The following is a 14,899-nucleotide window of genomic DNA, read 5'->3' on the forward strand; positions in this document are numbered from 1 at the left end:
CGGGGAGCCGGGGGCTACGGCACCGGGGCGTAGCCGAGCCGGAAGCCGGCCGCGTCCAGGCGTTCCGGGGTGAGGCGGACGTCCGTCAGCCGCTCGGCGAGCGCGAACGCCGCCTCGGTGTGCAGCCGGGGCCGGGCCTCGGCGGCGTCCGGGTCCGTGTCCGGCGACGGCGCCGGGTCCGCGCCCGCGTGCTCGTCGTCGGTGAGGTCGAAGCCGCAGTGCGCGAGCAGCTCCGCGATCCCCGGGGCCTCGGCGTCCTCGCCGTCGCGCTGGGTGGGGAAGAGCGGCTCGAAGTGCAGCCGGTTCGCCGCCCCCTCCTGCCAGTGGAAGCTGTCCACCGCGTTGCAGTTGCGGAAGTGCGAGACCAGTCGGGTGCCCTCGGCGAGCCGCGGGAGCGCGTCCCACAGCGAGCCCAGGTAGCCGTTGACCTCGACCGCGACGGCCCAGCCGTCCAACTCGGTCACGGCGACGAGCATCAGGTCCTCGTCGCCGTACGGGGCGTGCTCGTCCTCGCCGTCGTCGAACGTCTCCCAGGCCTGGACCACCGCCGCCAGGCCGGTGACCGAACGGCCCGGGGCGGCGTCGAACCGGCGCAGCAGCTCGTCGGCGGAGATCCCCTGGACGTGCGTGAGGCAGTAGGCCTCGGCGAGGTCGGGGTAGCGCTCGTCGAACCAGGTGAAGTCGGTGGCGTGTGCAGACATGTCAGGGATGCTGCCAGATCCCTCCGACAGCGCCGGTGCCCGGCCGGCCGTCAGTGCTGCTCTGCCTGGTCACCGGGTGCCGCACCGCCTGCTCACAGCCAGGCCGGCGCGTCCGTCCCCCAGCGGCCCGGCGGGCGGGCCCAGTCGGTGGGGCCGCCCGCGTACGCGACCGGGGACAGGGCGTGGCGCAGCAGGCCGTACGGCGAAGCGGTCTCGGTGATCCACCGCTCGGGCTCGTACGGCCGGTCGTTCAGCGGTGCGGCGGGCGTGATGCCGTGCTGGAGCCAGGAGGCGGTGCCGGCCAGGGAGTAGCGCAGGTGGCGGCCGCCGGGGCGGCCGGTGCGCTGGTCGGTGAGCGCGCGCAGGACGCCGGCGGCGATCAGGTAGCCGGTGCCGTGGTCGAGGGCCTGCGCGGGCAGCACTCCGGGGGGTCGGCCGCCTGCGGCCCCGGCACCGCCGCCACCGGCACCGCCGTCACCGGCCTCGGTGAGCGCGATGCCGACGCCGGCCTGAACCAGGCTGTCGAAGCCGCGGCGCCCGACCCAGGGCCCGGACCAGCCCCAGGCGTTGAGCTGGGCGACGATCAGGCCGGGCCGGCGTTCGAGCAGGGCCTCGGGGGCGAGGCCGTGGGCGTCGAGGGCGCCGGGGCGGTAGCCGGTGACGACGACGTCGGCGGTGGCGAGCAGTTCCTCGAAGGCGGCGCGGCCGGCCGGGTCGGCGAGGTCGAGGCGGGTGGAGCGCTTGCCGAAGCCGGTGTCGACGTGGGCGTCCTCGGCCTCCGGCAGCCGGGTCGGGTCGATGCGCAGGACGTCGGCCCCGAGCAGCGCGAGGGTGCGGGTGGCGACGGGGCCGGCGATCACCCGGGTGAGGTCGAGGACGCGGACGCCGGCGGCGGGCAGCGGTGCGGCGGCCAGTGGGCGGGCGGCCGTCTCGCCGACCACCCGGACCTCCACCAGGGGGTGGGTGGTGTCACCCGGCGGCACGACGGCGACGGCAAGCGCCCCCGCCTCGTACGCGCGCTCCTGGATCCAGGCGGCCGGGTGATCGCGCAGCGTCCCGGCGAGCTGCTCGGGCCCGGTGTCGGCGGGCAGCCCGAGGGCGCCGAGCAGGCGGGTCCGGTGGTGCGGGTAGTTGGCGTGGGTGCGCACCCAGCCGTCGGCCGCCTGCCAGAAACCGGAGAGCGGCGCGAAGCTGACCGGCGTGCGGCCGTCGATCCGGAGATGGCGTTCGCTGACGAAGGCGGTGGCGACGGCGCCCTGGTCGATCGACACCTCGGGGACGGCTCCGGCGCCCCGCAGCGCGGACAGCTCCGCGGCGGCCAGCGAGCAGGCCGCGACGGTGGCCCGGGCCAGCTGCCGGACGGGGAGCCGGGCGGGCAGGACGCCGTCGGGCCCGTGGAAGGAGACCCGCTCCAGCAGCCCGGCCGGCCCGCCGAGGGCGGCCCAGGCGTGCGCGGTCGGCCCGTCGTGCGGGCCGGGCCCGCCGTCCGGAGCGGGCTGGTCGGACGGGGCGGGCTGGTCGGACGGGGACATCGGACGCTCTGTCATGCCCGCATTCTGCTCCGCTTCTCAGGCGTTCGCCGTGACGCCCGCCACCCGCGCCAGCGCCGCCGCGGCGGCGACGGTCATCCGGCGGACGGCCCGCGGCGTCGAGCCGGACCGGCCGCCGAGGCGGCCGCCGGCGGGCGCGGCCAGTCCCTATACCGCGGCGCAGGCCGTACGGGGCGGCGCAGGCCGGCACGTCGAGCGGGCCTCCATGTCGAGCGGGCCGGGGGCGGGACGAACGCCTTTCCGACCGTGGCCTCCCAGCCGGCGGATAGGGTGCGAACGGCGGGGGCCGGCCGTAGCTCCCGGACCGGCAAAGGGAGGCCACGCCATGCAGAGCACCGTCCGCCGTCTCGACCTCGGCCACTTCGTCCGTCCCGCGTCCGAGACGGGCGGCCCGAACGCGGGCGGACCCGCCGCGGGCGGACCCGCCGCGGGCGGGCCCGAGCCGCGCGTCGAGCCGGTCCTCGCCTACCTGGTGCGGCGGCCGGAGGGGCTGCTGCTCTTCGACACCGGGATGGGCGGCGGCGACCCGGAGACCGCCGACCCGGAGACGGAGGCCCACTACCGGCCGGTCCGGCGGCCGCTGCCGGCGGCGCTCGCGGCTGCCGGGGTCGCGCTCGCCGACATCGACCTGGTCGTCAACTGCCACCTCCATTTCGACCACTGCGGCGGCAACCCGCTGTTGGCGGGCACGCCGGTGCTGGTGCAGGCGGTGGAGCTGGCGACGGCCCGGCGCGGCGACTACACCTTCGACGCGCTGGTGGACTTCCCGGGCGCGGTCTACCGCGAGCTGGACGGCGAGGCGGAGGTCTGGCCGGGTGTACGGGTGGTGCCGACCCCCGGGCACACCGCCGGGCACCAGTCGCTGGTGGTGGAGCAGCCGGACGGCGGCACGGTGGTCCTGGCCGGCCAGGCCTACGACTTCGCCTCCGAGTACGGCTCGGCGGTGCTGGCCCGGCGGGCGGCCCGCGAGGGCGTCGCGCCGCCGCTGCCCGGCTACCGGGCGTGGGTCGACCGGCTGGCGCAGTTCACGCCGCGCCGGGTGCTGTTCGCGCACGACAACGCGGTCTGGGAGCCCGCCGAGTAGCCGTGGAGCGCGCCGGCGCGGAGGCCGAGGCCGGCGGACGGTGGCGGCGGGCACTCGTGGCTCCTGACCCTCCCTGCACCAGGACGAAGGACCCCCGGGCCCTGGATCGGAGGGAACCCTGGCGCGGGTTCCCCGGGTTCGGAGGGACCGCCGGCCCAGGTTCCCCGGGTTCGGAGGGACCGCCGGCGCGGTGTCAGAACGCGAACCGCAGTGCGCGGACGCGGTTGTCGAAGCTGGACGGGATCAGCTCCGGTTCGCCGACCGAGCGGGCCTCGGGCAGGCGGGTGAACAGCTCGCGGTAGAGCACCTTCATCTCCTGCCGGGCTAGGTGCGCGCCGAGGCAGTAGTGCGGGCCGCCGCCGCCGAAGCCGAGGTGCGGGTTGGGGCTGCGGGTGATGTCGAAGGCGTCCGGTTCGGCGAAGACGGCCTCGTCGCGGTTGGCGGAGCCGAAGTAGAGCACCACCTTCTCCCCCGCGCGCAGCAGGGGCCCCTCGGGGCCGCCGAGCCGGTGGTCGACGGCCAGGGTGCGGCGGAACTGGATGATCGGGGTGGCGTGGCGGACGATCTCGTCCACCGCGCCGCCGAGGTGGCGGTCGGGGTCGCCGAGCAGCAGGGCGCGCTGCGCGGGGTGGGCGGTGAGCAGGTGCAGGCCGTGGGCGAGCGCGTTGCGGGTGGTCTCGACGCCGGCCACCAGCAGCAGGGAGAAGAAGGCGCCGAGCTCCCGCCCGGTCAGCCGGCGGCCGTCGACGTCGGCGGTGACCAGGGCGGACACCAGGTCGTCGGTGGGGCGGCGGCGGCGTTCGCGGCCGAGGTCGGCGACCATGCCCTGCATCCGGGCGAGCGCCCGCAGCCCGCGCCCGGGCATCCGGAGCCGGCTGCGCAGCGGACGGGCCACGCCGGTGTGCTCGGAGGCGTGGTTGACCTGGTCGAGGATGGCGCGCCGCGGCTCCTCGGGAATGCCCATCATGTTGCAGATCACCTGGAACGGGAGCTCGGCGGCGACCGAGGTAACGAAGTCCTCGGGCCGCTCGTGCTCCACCCGGTCGACCAGGCGGGCGGCCACCTCGCGGATGTCGTCCTCGACCCGGGCGATCAGGCGCGGGGTGAAGGCACGGGAGACGATCCGGCGCAGCTGGGCGTGGCGGGGGTCGTCCAGGTTGACCATCGAGTCGCCGAACAGGAGCCGGACCCAGCGGGCGGGTTCGGGGGTGGTGACGCCGGGGCCGCTGAGGAAGACGGCGGGGGTTCGGCCGGCCTCGACCACGTCGGCGTGGCGGACGAGGGCGTGGAAGCCCCGGCCGCCGGACCGGCCGGCCGCCGCCCGCTCGCCGAAGTACACCGGGCCGGGCAGCCGGCGCAGTTCGGCGAAGGCGGCGGCACGGTCGGGGGCCGGCAGTTGCCAGAAGCGGGGGTCGGCGAGGTCGGCGGGGGCGTGGGGTGCGGTCGTTGTGCCCATGCCGGGGCCTCCTGTCCTGTCGGTTCCCACATTTAGTCAGCACCGACAGGGATCGTGTCAAACCGCAACTATCGTCATACAGAAGGACTTTCAGACCCTGGCGTGCGAGGTGATGTCCGCGCCGAACTCCTCGATCATCGCCGGGGTGACGGTCGGCCGGGCCTGGGCGATGGCCGCCAGGTAGTCGGCGGTGCTCGCGCCGTCGTCCCCGGAGGCGCCGCCGCCCGTACCGTCCGCCGGGGTGCCGTCCGGTGCGCTGTCGCCCGCCGGGGTGCCGTCCGGTGCGACGAGGTCCCGCTCGAACGCGGCCTGGGCGGCCACCCGGGCGGCGTGCTCGATGTCGGCCGGGGTGAAGAGCTCGCTCGCGCCGACCAGCGCATCGAGGTCCACGTCCGCCCGGCCCGCGGCGTACCGGGACCAGATCGCGGCCCGGGCGGCCGCATCGGGGGTGCCGATCGGGATCAGGTAGTCGAAGCGGCCGGGGCGCAGGAAGGCCGGGTCCAGCGAGCGGATCGAGTTGGTGGCGCAGACCAGCAGCCGCTCCTCACCCTCGCGGAAGCCGGGGATGAGCTTCAGCAGCTCGTTGGTGACGCCGTGCATGCCGCCCCGGGCGCCCTCGGTGCGGACCGGGGCGATCTCCTCCACCTCGTCGATGAAGACCAGCGCCCGCTCCAGTCGCCCGATCCGGGCGAAGGCGTCGCGCAGCGCGGCCGCCAGGTTGCCCTCGTCGGCCAGCCGGGACGGCAGCAGCTCGACGAACGGCCAGCCCAGCCGGGAGGCGATCGCCCGGGCGAAGGTGGTCTTGCCGGTGCCGGGCGGCCCGAACAGCGCGATCGCCCGCGGCGGGCGCACGCCGTGCCGGGCCGCCCGCTCCGGCTCGGCGAGCGGGAGGACCACCCGGCGCTCGATCAGGTTCTTCTCGGTCTCCATCCCGGCCACCTTGGCCCAGAGGTCGCCGGGCAGCAGTCGGCCGCCCAGCTCCTCCAGCAGCCCGCCGGCCGCGCCGGCCGGCGGCTCGTCCTTCTCGAAGTAGGCGGCCGCCGGGCGGCGGGTGTAGCCGGCGTTGTGCAGGCCCTCGCCGAGCAGCTCCTCCTCCGGCAGCACGTACGCGACGCGGCGCACCCGGCAGGCCACCAGCCGGCGCTCCAGCTCGCGCAGCAGCGCGCTGGCCAGGCCGCGGCCGCGCCAGCCCGGGGCGATCGCGATCCGCATCACCCAGGCACGCTCCCCCGCCACGGTGGCGAGCGCGGCGCCGATCGGCTCGCCCTGGTGGACGGCGACCACGGCAGGCTGGCGGGAGGTCAGCGCGCCGATGCACTCCGCGAGGGAGAACACCGACTCCTGGCCCAGCCCGGCCGTGGTGTCGATCAAGTGGACCACCGCCGCGAGGTCGTCCTCGCGGTAGTCGTGAATGAGCCAGTGCACCGGCCGGCCCGCCTCTCCGTTCCCCGCCGGCTCCGGGCCGGCCGCCCGACCGGCGGCGCTGCGCCGCACGGTGCCCGAACGGTACGGGCGGGCCCGGACGCCGGTCCCGTGCCGGAACGGACAACCCGGGCCCCGGCAACCGTACGAACCGCCTCTACCGCCGGGGACCGTGAAGAGCACCCCCGGGGGCGGACCCGGAGCGGTACCGGGCCGGGGTACCGGGCCGGCCACCCGGCGCCGGAGGGCGCGCCCGAGCGGCGGCTGGCCCGGCAGGGGCGGGCGAGCGGGACGGACGGGACGTCAGGGGCGTCCGGGGCATCCGGCGCGTTCGGGGCCGGGCATGCTCTCACGGGGCGGAACCGGCCAATACCCGAGGGGGCGGTACGGACCGGGCGAGGCGGGTGCGACGATGAGTGTCATCGTGATGACCGACCGGATCCGCTCGCTGCGCGCCGTGGTCTTCGCCGCGCTCTGCGTGGCGCTGGCCGCCACGGCGCACGTCGCCATGGCCGGCTCCGGGGTCTCCGCGCCGGTACTCGCGGGCGCGTTCGCGGTCACCCTCGGCTTCACCTGGCTGCTCGCCGGACGGCGGCGCGGACCGGGGCTGATCAGCGCCTGGATGGTGGCGGCGCAGACCGCGCTGCACCTGACGTTCGAACAGGCCGGGGCGCTCGCCTCCGGCAACGGACTCGCGCGGCTCGCTCCGACGGACTGGGCGGCACTCCTGCTCTGCAACCCGGACCGGGCGCCCGCCGGGCTCTCGCCGGCCGACCTGGCCCGGATGGCCGGCATCGATCCCGACGTCCCGCCGACCGGGGAGCTCCGGCCGCCGGCCGGGGCACACCACCTGGCCGCGCACGGCGGCAGCGCGTCCGCCGGGGCCGCCGACCAGGGGATGGCCGGCATGGCCGGCATGCCCGGGATGCCGGGCGGGGCGGGGATGTCCGGTCACGACATGGCGGCGCACGGCATGTCCGCCGGGATGATCGCCGCCCACCTGCTCGCCGCGCTCGCCTGCGCCCTGCTGCTCTGGCGCGGCGAGGCGGCGCTGGCCCGGCTGTTCGAGCTGCTCGGCGCGCTGGGCGCCGTGCTGGCGGGAGCGCTCCTCGCTCCCCTGCTCGCCCTCTGGTCCCGGCCGCACGGCTACCGGCCGCCGGTCCCGCCCAGACCCGCAGCCCACCGGGTGCGCCCGCCACGGCTGGTGCTGCTCTCGCACGCCCTGGTCCGCCGCGGCCCGCCGTACGCCGCCCCCGTCTGCTGACGCGCCCGCCGTCCGACACCCGGCGCCGACACCGGCGTCCGCCGTGCGGTGGGCAGGTCGCCCTGCGCCGTGCCGTGGCCGATCGGCCACGCCGCCAGGGCCCGGGTCCGCGTACGCCGACGCCCCCACCGGGGCGCCACCGCGTACGGGCCGGCCCCACCGACGCCGAGCGTGCCGCCCGCAGCGGCACCGCTCCCAGCCCTCCCCTCAGGACCTTCCATGCCTGACCACGACGGCGCACCGGCCTGCTCCGGCGCCACCGTCCTACCGCACCGGCCCGCCGTTCCCCTGTCCGGGACGGCCGGCCGCCGCGGACCCGTCCGCCCCGCGGCCGTCCCCGCCCGGACCGTCCCCGCCGAGGCCTTGCCCGCCGAGCCCCTGTCCATCGACGCCCTGTTCACCGTCGCCCTGCCCGCCGAGGCTCGCGAGGAGCTTCGCCGACCAGTCCGCCGACGGGCCTCCGGCCCCGGCCCCCGCCACCGCACCGCGCAGCCGTTCCGCCCGGTCCAGCCACTCCCGGCAGGCCCCGCACCGGGCCACGTGCTTGTCCAGCCGCCGGTCCGGCAGACCGGCCGGCTCACCGTCGATGCGGGCGGAAAGAGCGGTGCGGAACTGGACGCATCTCATCCGACCATCGTCCCGCATCGCCCGGCGCAGCGGACCGGCCGGGTGGGCGCGACCGCAGGCGCCGACCGGGGAGGCCGCCGTGGATGACGAACAGCTGACGGCACTGGCCCTGTCCGCCCGGGAAGGCCGGGCGGCCGATGTCGAGGCCTTCGTCCGGGCCACCCAGCGGGACGTGTGGCGGTTCGTCGCCCACCTCACCGACGTGCAGTCCGCCGACGACCTCGCGCAGGAGACGTTCCTGCGCGCCCTGCGCAGCCTGCCCGGGTTCGCCGGCCGCTCCTCGGCCCGGACCTGGCTGCTGTCGATCGCCCGGCGGACCGTCATCGACCGCTACCGGACGGCCGCCGCCCGGCCGCGCTGCGCCGCCCTGCCGGACTGGCAGGAGGCCGCCGAGCGGCAGGGCACCGCGCCCGCCTCCGGGTTCGAGGACGGGGTCGCGCTCGGGGACCTGCTCGACCGGGTGCCCGCGCAGCGCCGGGAGGCGTTCGTGCTCACCCAGGTCGTCGGGCTCAGCTACGCCGAGGCCGCCGAGGTGGCCGGCTGTCCGGTCGGCACCGTCCGTTCCCGGGTGGCGCGGGCCCGCGAGGAGCTGATAGCCCGGCTCCGGGCGGCCGAGCGCGGCGAGGCTCCCCCGCCCGGCCCGGCCGCCGAGCTGGCGGCCGCCTGCTGACCGCCGCCCTCCGGCAGCTGACGACCGGCAGCTGACGGCGCCACCCGTGACGGCCGGGCCGGGGTGGTGGCACCACCACGGCCCGGCCGTCACCACCCCGGGATCGCCCGGGATCGCCCGGGATCAGCCGGAACCACGGAAATCCGGCCAAGCGGGAAGATTCCTTCAAGTGTTCGGAACTGGAGCCCCGCCGCCTCCGACTGCTGTACCGGACGCCGCCGCCGAGGCGGTGTCCGGAACAGCGCGGGGAATCGGAGGAGCACCATGTCAGCGCAACAGCCGCTGGCCACGGGTGGGCTGACCAGGGAACAGGCGGCACCCGAGGACCGGTGGAGCCTGGTGGTGGCCGCCGGGCTGCTCTCGTTCGTGGCGATGCTCGACATGAACGTGGTCAACCTGGCCCTCACCGACATCGCGGACGGCCTGCACGTCTCCCCGACCACCGCGCAGTGGGCCGTACTGGGCTACCAGCTCCCCCTGGTCGCCCTGCTGCTGCCCGCCGGGCGCTGGCTCGACCAGGTCGGCGCCCGCTCCGCCCTCCTGTTGGCGGTCACCGGCTTCGCGCTCTGCAGCGTGCTCGCCGCCGTTGCCCCGTGGGCGAGTTGGCTGGTGGCCGCCCGGCTGGCGCAGGGCGCGTTCGGCGCGGTGATGTTCGTACTGATGCCCGTGCTCGCGGCCACCGCCGTCCGGCCGGAGCTGCGCGGACGGGCGATGAGCGTGCCCGCCACGCTCGGCCCGCTCGGCGCCGTCGCCGGGCCGGTGGTCGGCGGCCTGCTGCTCGACCACGTCGGCTGGCGGGCCGTCTTCCTGGTCAAGCTGCCGATCTGCCTGGCCGCGCTGGTGATCGCCCACCGCAACGCTCCGCACGGCGGCAGGCTGCGGCTTCCCGACCGGGGTTCGCTCGGCGACGCCGCCCTGATCGGCTCCGCCGTGGCCGCCGTCCTGCTCGGGCTCACCCTCGCGCCCGACGCGCCGGCCTGGCTGCTGCTCGCCCTGCCCGCAGCGCCGCTGGTCCTCCTCTGGCTGCGCCGCCCCGGCGGCCGGCCGGTCGCCACCGTGTTGCGCGAGTCCGGCACCGCCGCCGTCAACGGCTCGGTGCTGTCGCTGGCCGCCGGGTTCGCCGCCACCCACTACCTGCTCGCCCAGCACCTGCGCCGGGACGACGGGATCAGCGCCACCACCACCGCCCTGACCATGCTGGCGTTCCCGCTCGGCATGGTGCTGGCCGGCCGTTTCGGCGGGCGGCTGGCCGACCGCTGGGGCGCCCGGCCGACCGCGCTGACGGGTGCGACCGTCACCGCCCTCGGCATGCTGCTGCTCGTCCCGATCGACACCGGCTGGTCGCCGCTCGACATCTCCTGGCGGCTCGCGCTCGCCGGGACCGGCATGGGCCTCAACGGCGGCCCGGTCCAGGCCCTGGTGATGACCGCCGCCAGGCCGCAGCAGCTGGCCACCGCCGGGTCGGCCGTCCAATTGGCCCGCAGTCTCGGCTTCGCCCTCGGACCCGCCCTCGCCACCGCGGCCTCCCTGTCCGGCCACGGCGCCACGACGGGCGTCCGGGCCGGGCTCGTCCTCGCCACGCTGGCCGCCGTTCTGGCCGTGGCCCTCCTCTCCCTGCACCACCGCACCGACCGCGCGGGCACCTGACGCCCCGCCCGCGCGCACCACGGACCACCGACCGGAGGAACCTTCGCATGACCGACACCGTCCACGATCCGACCGCGGGAGGGCCGGCCGACGACGCGCCGCGCTGCCCGTTCGGATACGACGAACTCCCCGACCCGGTACCGCTGTACGGACCGGAGTACAAGCGCGACCCCTATCCGCTCTACCGGCGGATGCGCGAGGCCGGCCCGATCCACCGGGTGCGGTTCCCGAGCGGGATCGCCGCCTGGCTGGTCACCGGCTACAAGGCCGCGCACGAGACCCTCAACGACCCCCGGCTCGGCAAGAACCACCGCCTGGGCAACGCGGGTTGGCGCAGGCTCGCCTCGATCATGCCGGAGCCGCAGCACTCGCAGCTCCAGGTCCACCTGCTGCACCAGGACCCGCCGGAGCACACCCGGATGCGCCGGCTGGTACTGGACGCGTTCGCCCCGCGCCGGGCGGAGAGCCTGCGCCCGCGCCTCCAGGAGCTGGCCGACGCCCTGGTCGACGACCTGCCGGAAACCGGCGGCGCCGACCTGGTGGCGGGCTTCGCGGCCCACTTCCCCTTCCGGGTGCTCGCCGAGGCGATAGGCCTGCCGCAGGAGCTGGCCGTCCGCTTCGACCGCGACTGGGGCAAGGTCGTCCAGCCGGTCGGCCCACTGGACCCGGGCCGGCCGGCCTACGAGGGCCGGCTGCGCGGCCTCCAGGCGTACATCGCCGACGTGGTCGCCCACAAGCGCGCGCACTACGACCCGGCCGGGTCCGACGTCGACCTGCTCGGCCGGCTCGTCGCCGCCCGTGACGCGGGCGAGTTGAGCCCCGAGGAGCTCGACTCGATGGTGTTCCAGCTGCTGGTGGCCGGCCAGGAGCCGGTGACCAACCAGATCACCACCATGCTGATCACCCTGCTGCGCCGCCCCGGCCAACTCGCCCGGCTGCGCGAGGGCATCGCCGCCGACCCGGGCCTGCTCACCCGAGCGGTGGAGGAACTGCTGCGCCACGACTCCGCGTTCGAGCTCACCACTTGGCGCTTCCTCGCCGAGGACGGCGACCTGCACGGCACGACCGTCCCGGCCGGGGACTCCGTGATCGTCTCGCTCTGCGCGGCCAACCGCGACGACGAGCAGTTCCCGGACGCCGACGTCCTCGACTTCGACCGCACCCCCAACGCCCACCTGGCCTTCGGGCACGGCATCCACTACTGCCCCGGCGCCGCCCTGGCCCGGGTCGAACTCCAGGTCGCCCTCGGCACCCTGCTCACCAGGCTGCCCGGGCTGCGCCCGTCCGCCGAGCACGGCGAGGACCTCGAATCGCTCGCCTGGGTGCCCGCCGTCCTCGCCCGGGGGGTGAACCGCCTGCCGGTCGCCTATGACAAGCGGGCCTGACCCGCCCGACCACTCCCCGGCACCCCCTCAGCGTCCCGGCGACCAGTGCCGGGGCGTGGCTACGCCTGCCCCGAAGCCCGTCCACCGTTCCGTGGAGGATCACCATGCCGCCCGCCGGCACCGTTTCCACCGACTCCCAGACCGCCGACTCACCGGCCGCGGCCGACCAGGGCGCGGCCGACCGGTCCGCCACTCCGTCCGCCGCCGGCCCCTCCGGCGCTACACCCTCCGCCGCCGCTACACCCTCCGCCGCCGCGCCGGCCGCCCCTGCTCCGGCCGGCGCCGTCACGGACCCGCGGGAGGTCGCCCGGATCTCCGCAGGGATCCTCGGCCTGCTGCTGCCGCACCGCCGCGCCTCCGACCCCGAGGTGCACGCGACGCCCGCCGACTTCCCGCTCCAGCTGGAGCAGCTGGCGGACTTCCTCGCCACCGGCGACCCGGTCCTGTTCACCCTGCCGGGCTTCCCCTGCAAGTCGCCCAACCCCGCCAAGGTGCTGAGCCACCTGCCCGACGAGGGCGAGCGGCTCTCGCTCACCTTCCTCAACGGTCTCTGCGAGGAGATCGGCAAGCTCTACGAACCCGGCGCACAGATCCTGATCTGCTCCGACGGGCACATCTTCGGCGACCTGATCCACGTCCCCGACGACCACATCGACCAGTACTCCGACGAGCTGACCGCCATGATCGAGCGCGAGGGCCTGACCCACCTCGCCACCTACGACCTGCGCGCCGTCCTCGGCGACCTGCCCTTCGACGAGAAGCGCGCCCGGGTGCACGCCCGGTACGCGCCCACCCGGGAGGAGCTTCGCGAGCAGGTGATGACCGACGAGGAGACCCTGAAGCTCTACCGCGGCATCACCCGTTTCCTCACCGAGGACACCATCGGCTTCGAGGGCAGCCGGTCCGCGCTCCAGCGCGAGTGCCGCCGGCGCGCCTACGGCGTCATCCAGCGCAGCCGGGCCTGGGGGGACCTGATCGCCGAGCAGCACCCGCGGTCCTTCCGGCTCTCGATCCACCCGCAGAAGGCGGGCGTCCTGAAGTTCGGCATCCGGCTGCTGGAGGCCGCCGACGCCTGGATGACGCCGTGGCACTCCTCGGTACTCCACCGGCCGGACGGCCGCTGGGAGTTGATGCGCAGCGAGCAGGCCGCCCAGGTCGGCCGCCTGGTCGAACTGGGCGGCCGCCCCAGCCACTACGAGACCTCCTGAGGCTCCATCAGCCCGTCCGGAAGCGAGCGGGCGGACGCGGGTGTGCGGTGGTCGAAGGCGATCAACGGGTCACCGGTGAGAGGGTGTTCGACCACCGCCGCCCGCACGCCGAACACCTCGGCGAGCAGGTCGGCGGTCAGCACGTCCCGCGGCGCCCCGGACGCGACCAGGGTGCCGCGGTGCAGCACGTGCAGCCGGTCGCAGACCGAGGCCGCCGCATTGAGGTCGTGCAGTGCGACCAGCGTGGTGCGGCGCTGCTCCCGCAGCAGCGCGAGGAGCTCGACCTGGTGCCGGACGTCCAGGTGGTTCGTCGGCTCGTCCAGCACCAGGACGTCCGGTTGCTGGGCCAACGCCCTCGCCAGCAGGACGCGTTGGCGCTCACCGCCGGAGAGCTGGGCGAACCGGCGGTCGCCCTCGTCCGTCATGCCCACGCGCTCCAGCGCCCCGGCGACGATCCGGTGGTCCTCGGCGTCGTCCGCAGCGAACGCCCGCTTGTACGGGGTGCGGCCCATCGCCACCACCTCGCGGACGGTCAACTCGAAGTCCCCGCCGCGCTCCTGGGGCAGGGCGGCGATGTGCCGGGCGGACTGCGCGGGGCTCATCCCGGCCAGCTCGCGGCCGGCCAGCAGGACGCGCCCGGCGCTCGGCCGCAGGTGCCGGTAGACGGTGCGCAGCAGGCTGGACTTGCCGCTGCCGTTCGGCCCGACCAGCCCGGCGATCTCGCCCTCCTTGGCGACCAGGTGGACGCCGGCCACCACCGTCCGCCCGGACAGGGTGACGCTCAGGTCCTCGACCGCGATCCTCAATTCCGCTCCAGTCGTCGGTCCAGCAGGTAGAGCAGGGTGGGCGCGCCGAGCAGGGCGGTGACCACGCCGATCGGCAGTTCCTGGGTGTCCAGCGCGGTGCGGGCGATGGTGTCGACCACCACCAGCAGCACCGCCCCGGTCAGGGCGGAGAGCGGCAGCAGCCGGCGGTGGTCGCCGCCGGCCAGCAGCCGGCAGACGTGCGGCACCATCAGGCCGACGAATCCGATCGCGCCGGAGACGGCGACCAGGACGCCGGTCAGCACGCTGGTGACGACGAAGATCTCGCGGCGCAGCCGGGTGACGTCGACGCCGAGTCCGGCCGCCGTCTCGTCGCCCATCAGGAGCGCGTTGAGCCCCCGGGCGCGAGCCTGGAGCAGGCCCAGCCCGAGGGCCACGGCGGCGACGGGGACGGCCAGTTGGCCCCAGACCGCACCGCTGAGGCTGCCCATCAGCCAGAACAGCACGCCCCTGGTCTGTTGTTCGTCGCTGGTCTGCAGGACGAGGTAGCTGGTGAAGCCGGTGAGGAACTGGCCGATGCCGATCCCGGCCAGGACCAGGCGCAGCGGGGAGAAGCCGCCGCCGCGCCGGGCCAGCAGCCAGACCAGGGAGAAGGCGGCGAGTGCGCCGAGGAAGGCGGCCAGCGAGATGGTCAGCCCGGCGGTACCGCCGAAGGCCATTTCGAGGCCGAGCCCGCTGCCGAGGACGATCACGGCCACGGCGCCCAGCGAGGCGCCGGAGGAGATCCCGAGCAGGTAGGGGTCGGCGAGCGGGTTGCGGACGAGTGCCTGGACGGCGGTGCCGACGAGGCCGAGCCCGGCCCCGACCGTCGCCGCCAGCAGGGCGCGCGGGACGCGCAGCTGCCAGACGATGAGGTCCCGGGTGCCGGGCTCGGGTGCGCTGCCGGTGAGCCGGCGGCCGATCACCGACCAGACCTCGCCCGGGGGGATGTCCACCGACCCCAGGGAGACGGCGGCGGTCAGCGCGGCGACCAGGGCGAGGGTGAGCACGGCCGCGAGCGGCCCGGCGCGCAGGGTGCGCGTCCGGGGCCGCCCGCTGGCGGTGTCGGCGGTGGTGGCGGT

At 76.1% G+C, this 14,899-nt stretch carries 13 protein-coding genes; 6 read left to right on the forward strand and 7 right to left on the reverse strand.

Translation table 11 applies throughout. From position 1 onward, the window contains the following. Positions 1-14 precede the first annotated feature (14 nt). Both C2142_RS09030 and C2142_RS09035 read right to left on the reverse strand, forming a co-directional pair. The gene (locus tag C2142_RS09030) at positions 15-701 is read right to left on the reverse strand and encodes a DUF6461 domain-containing protein (RefSeq protein ID WP_148641911.1); all 687 of its coding nucleotides are present in this window, start codon (positions 699-701) and stop codon (positions 15-17) included. A gap of 92 nt (positions 702-793) precedes the next feature. Continuing rightward, positions 794-2,248: a CoA transferase gene (locus C2142_RS09035; protein ID WP_241002463.1), complete on the reverse strand. Its 1,455-nt coding sequence runs from the start codon at positions 2,246-2,248 to the stop codon at positions 794-796. A 328-nt stretch (positions 2,249-2,576) separates the two neighbouring features. Here C2142_RS09035 and C2142_RS09040 point away from each other — a divergent pair, with 328 nt between their 5' ends. Beyond that, positions 2,577-3,335, forward strand: coding sequence for an MBL fold metallo-hydrolase (locus C2142_RS09040; protein WP_148641912.1), 759 nt, complete (start codon positions 2,577-2,579; stop codon positions 3,333-3,335). A 193-nt stretch (positions 3,336-3,528) separates the two neighbouring features. On the opposite strand, the gene C2142_RS09045 is transcribed toward C2142_RS09040, so the two are convergent. After that, the gene (locus tag C2142_RS09045) at positions 3,529-4,791 is read right to left on the reverse strand and encodes a cytochrome P450 (protein ID WP_148641913.1); all 1,263 of its coding nucleotides are present in this window, start codon (positions 4,789-4,791) and stop codon (positions 3,529-3,531) included. Between the two features lie 90 nt (positions 4,792-4,881). Further along, complete coding sequence (locus C2142_RS09050; protein ID WP_148641914.1) at positions 4,882-6,216, reverse strand: bifunctional GNAT family N-acetyltransferase/ATP-binding protein; 1,335 nt, start codon at positions 6,214-6,216, stop codon at positions 4,882-4,884. Positions 6,217-6,625: 409 nt separating this feature from the next. On the opposite strand from C2142_RS09050, the gene C2142_RS09055 reads away from it, so the two are divergent. Continuing rightward, positions 6,626-7,477, forward strand: a complete 852-nt coding sequence (locus C2142_RS09055; protein WP_148641915.1) for a hypothetical protein — start codon at positions 6,626-6,628, stop codon at positions 7,475-7,477. Between the two features lie 264 nt (positions 7,478-7,741). Here C2142_RS09055 and C2142_RS39550 read toward each other — a convergent pair whose 3' ends face one another. Next, on the reverse strand, positions 7,742-8,104 hold the full coding sequence (locus tag C2142_RS39550) for a zf-HC2 domain-containing protein (protein WP_148641916.1): 363 nt from the start codon (positions 8,102-8,104) through the stop codon (positions 7,742-7,744). A 79-nt stretch (positions 8,105-8,183) separates the two neighbouring features. Between C2142_RS39550 and C2142_RS09065 the strand changes: the two genes are divergently transcribed. From C2142_RS09065 to C2142_RS09080, 4 genes are all read left to right on the forward strand, one after another. Further along, positions 8,184-8,774, forward strand: coding sequence for a sigma-70 family RNA polymerase sigma factor (locus tag C2142_RS09065; RefSeq protein WP_241002464.1), 591 nt, complete (start codon positions 8,184-8,186; stop codon positions 8,772-8,774). A gap of 264 nt (positions 8,775-9,038) precedes the next feature. Continuing rightward, positions 9,039-10,421 carry an MFS transporter gene (locus C2142_RS09070; RefSeq protein ID WP_148641918.1) on the forward strand — a complete coding sequence of 461 codons (1,383 nt, stop codon included), beginning with the start codon at positions 9,039-9,041 and terminating at the stop codon, positions 10,419-10,421. Between the two features lie 47 nt (positions 10,422-10,468). Beyond that, positions 10,469-11,806 (forward strand): cytochrome P450, encoded by a 1,338-nt coding sequence (locus C2142_RS09075; protein WP_148641919.1) that lies wholly within the window; start codon positions 10,469-10,471, stop codon positions 11,804-11,806. A 104-nt stretch (positions 11,807-11,910) separates the two neighbouring features. After that, positions 11,911-13,014 carry an isocyanide synthase family protein gene (locus C2142_RS09080; protein ID WP_148641920.1) on the forward strand — a complete coding sequence of 368 codons (1,104 nt, stop codon included), beginning with the start codon at positions 11,911-11,913 and terminating at the stop codon, positions 13,012-13,014. On the opposite strand, the gene C2142_RS09085 is transcribed toward C2142_RS09080, so the two are convergent. After that, positions 12,999-13,820 (reverse strand): ABC transporter ATP-binding protein, encoded by an 822-nt coding sequence (locus C2142_RS09085; RefSeq protein WP_148641921.1) that lies wholly within the window; start codon positions 13,818-13,820, stop codon positions 12,999-13,001. The two genes, C2142_RS09080 and C2142_RS09085, sit on opposite strands and share 16 nt — an antisense overlap. Then, complete coding sequence (locus C2142_RS09090; RefSeq protein ID WP_241003153.1) at positions 13,817-14,851, reverse strand: iron ABC transporter permease; 1,035 nt, start codon at positions 14,849-14,851, stop codon at positions 13,817-13,819. Before C2142_RS09090 ends, C2142_RS09085 begins: the two co-directional genes overlap by 4 nt. Positions 14,852-14,899 lie beyond the last annotated feature (48 nt).

Source organism: Streptomyces sp. CB01881 (genome assembly GCF_002953255.1).
GTDB lineage: Bacteria > Actinomycetota > Actinomycetes > Streptomycetales > Streptomycetaceae > Kitasatospora.

Excerpts from the sequence above, each read along its gene's own strand:
- C2142_RS09030 (WP_148641911.1), bottom strand. The coding sequence starts at position 701 with ATGTCTGCACACGCCACCGACTTCACCTGGTTCGACGAGCGCTACCCC.
- C2142_RS09055 (WP_148641915.1), top strand. The coding sequence starts at position 6,626 with ATGAGTGTCATCGTGATGACCGACCGGATCCGCTCGCTGCGCGCCGTG.
- C2142_RS09075 (WP_148641919.1), top strand. The coding sequence starts at position 10,469 with ATGACCGACACCGTCCACGATCCGACCGCGGGAGGGCCGGCCGACGAC.
- C2142_RS09070 (WP_148641918.1), top strand. The coding sequence starts at position 9,039 with ATGTCAGCGCAACAGCCGCTGGCCACGGGTGGGCTGACCAGGGAACAG.
- C2142_RS09045 (WP_148641913.1), bottom strand. The coding sequence starts at position 4,791 with ATGGGCACAACGACCGCACCCCACGCCCCCGCCGACCTCGCCGACCCC.
- C2142_RS09040 (WP_148641912.1), top strand. The coding sequence starts at position 2,577 with ATGCAGAGCACCGTCCGCCGTCTCGACCTCGGCCACTTCGTCCGTCCC.
- C2142_RS39550 (WP_148641916.1), bottom strand. The coding sequence starts at position 8,104 with ATGAGATGCGTCCAGTTCCGCACCGCTCTTTCCGCCCGCATCGACGGT.
- C2142_RS09080 (WP_148641920.1), top strand. The coding sequence starts at position 11,911 with ATGCCGCCCGCCGGCACCGTTTCCACCGACTCCCAGACCGCCGACTCA.
- C2142_RS09035 (WP_241002463.1), bottom strand. The coding sequence starts at position 2,248 with ATGACAGAGCGTCCGATGTCCCCGTCCGACCAGCCCGCCCCGTCCGAC.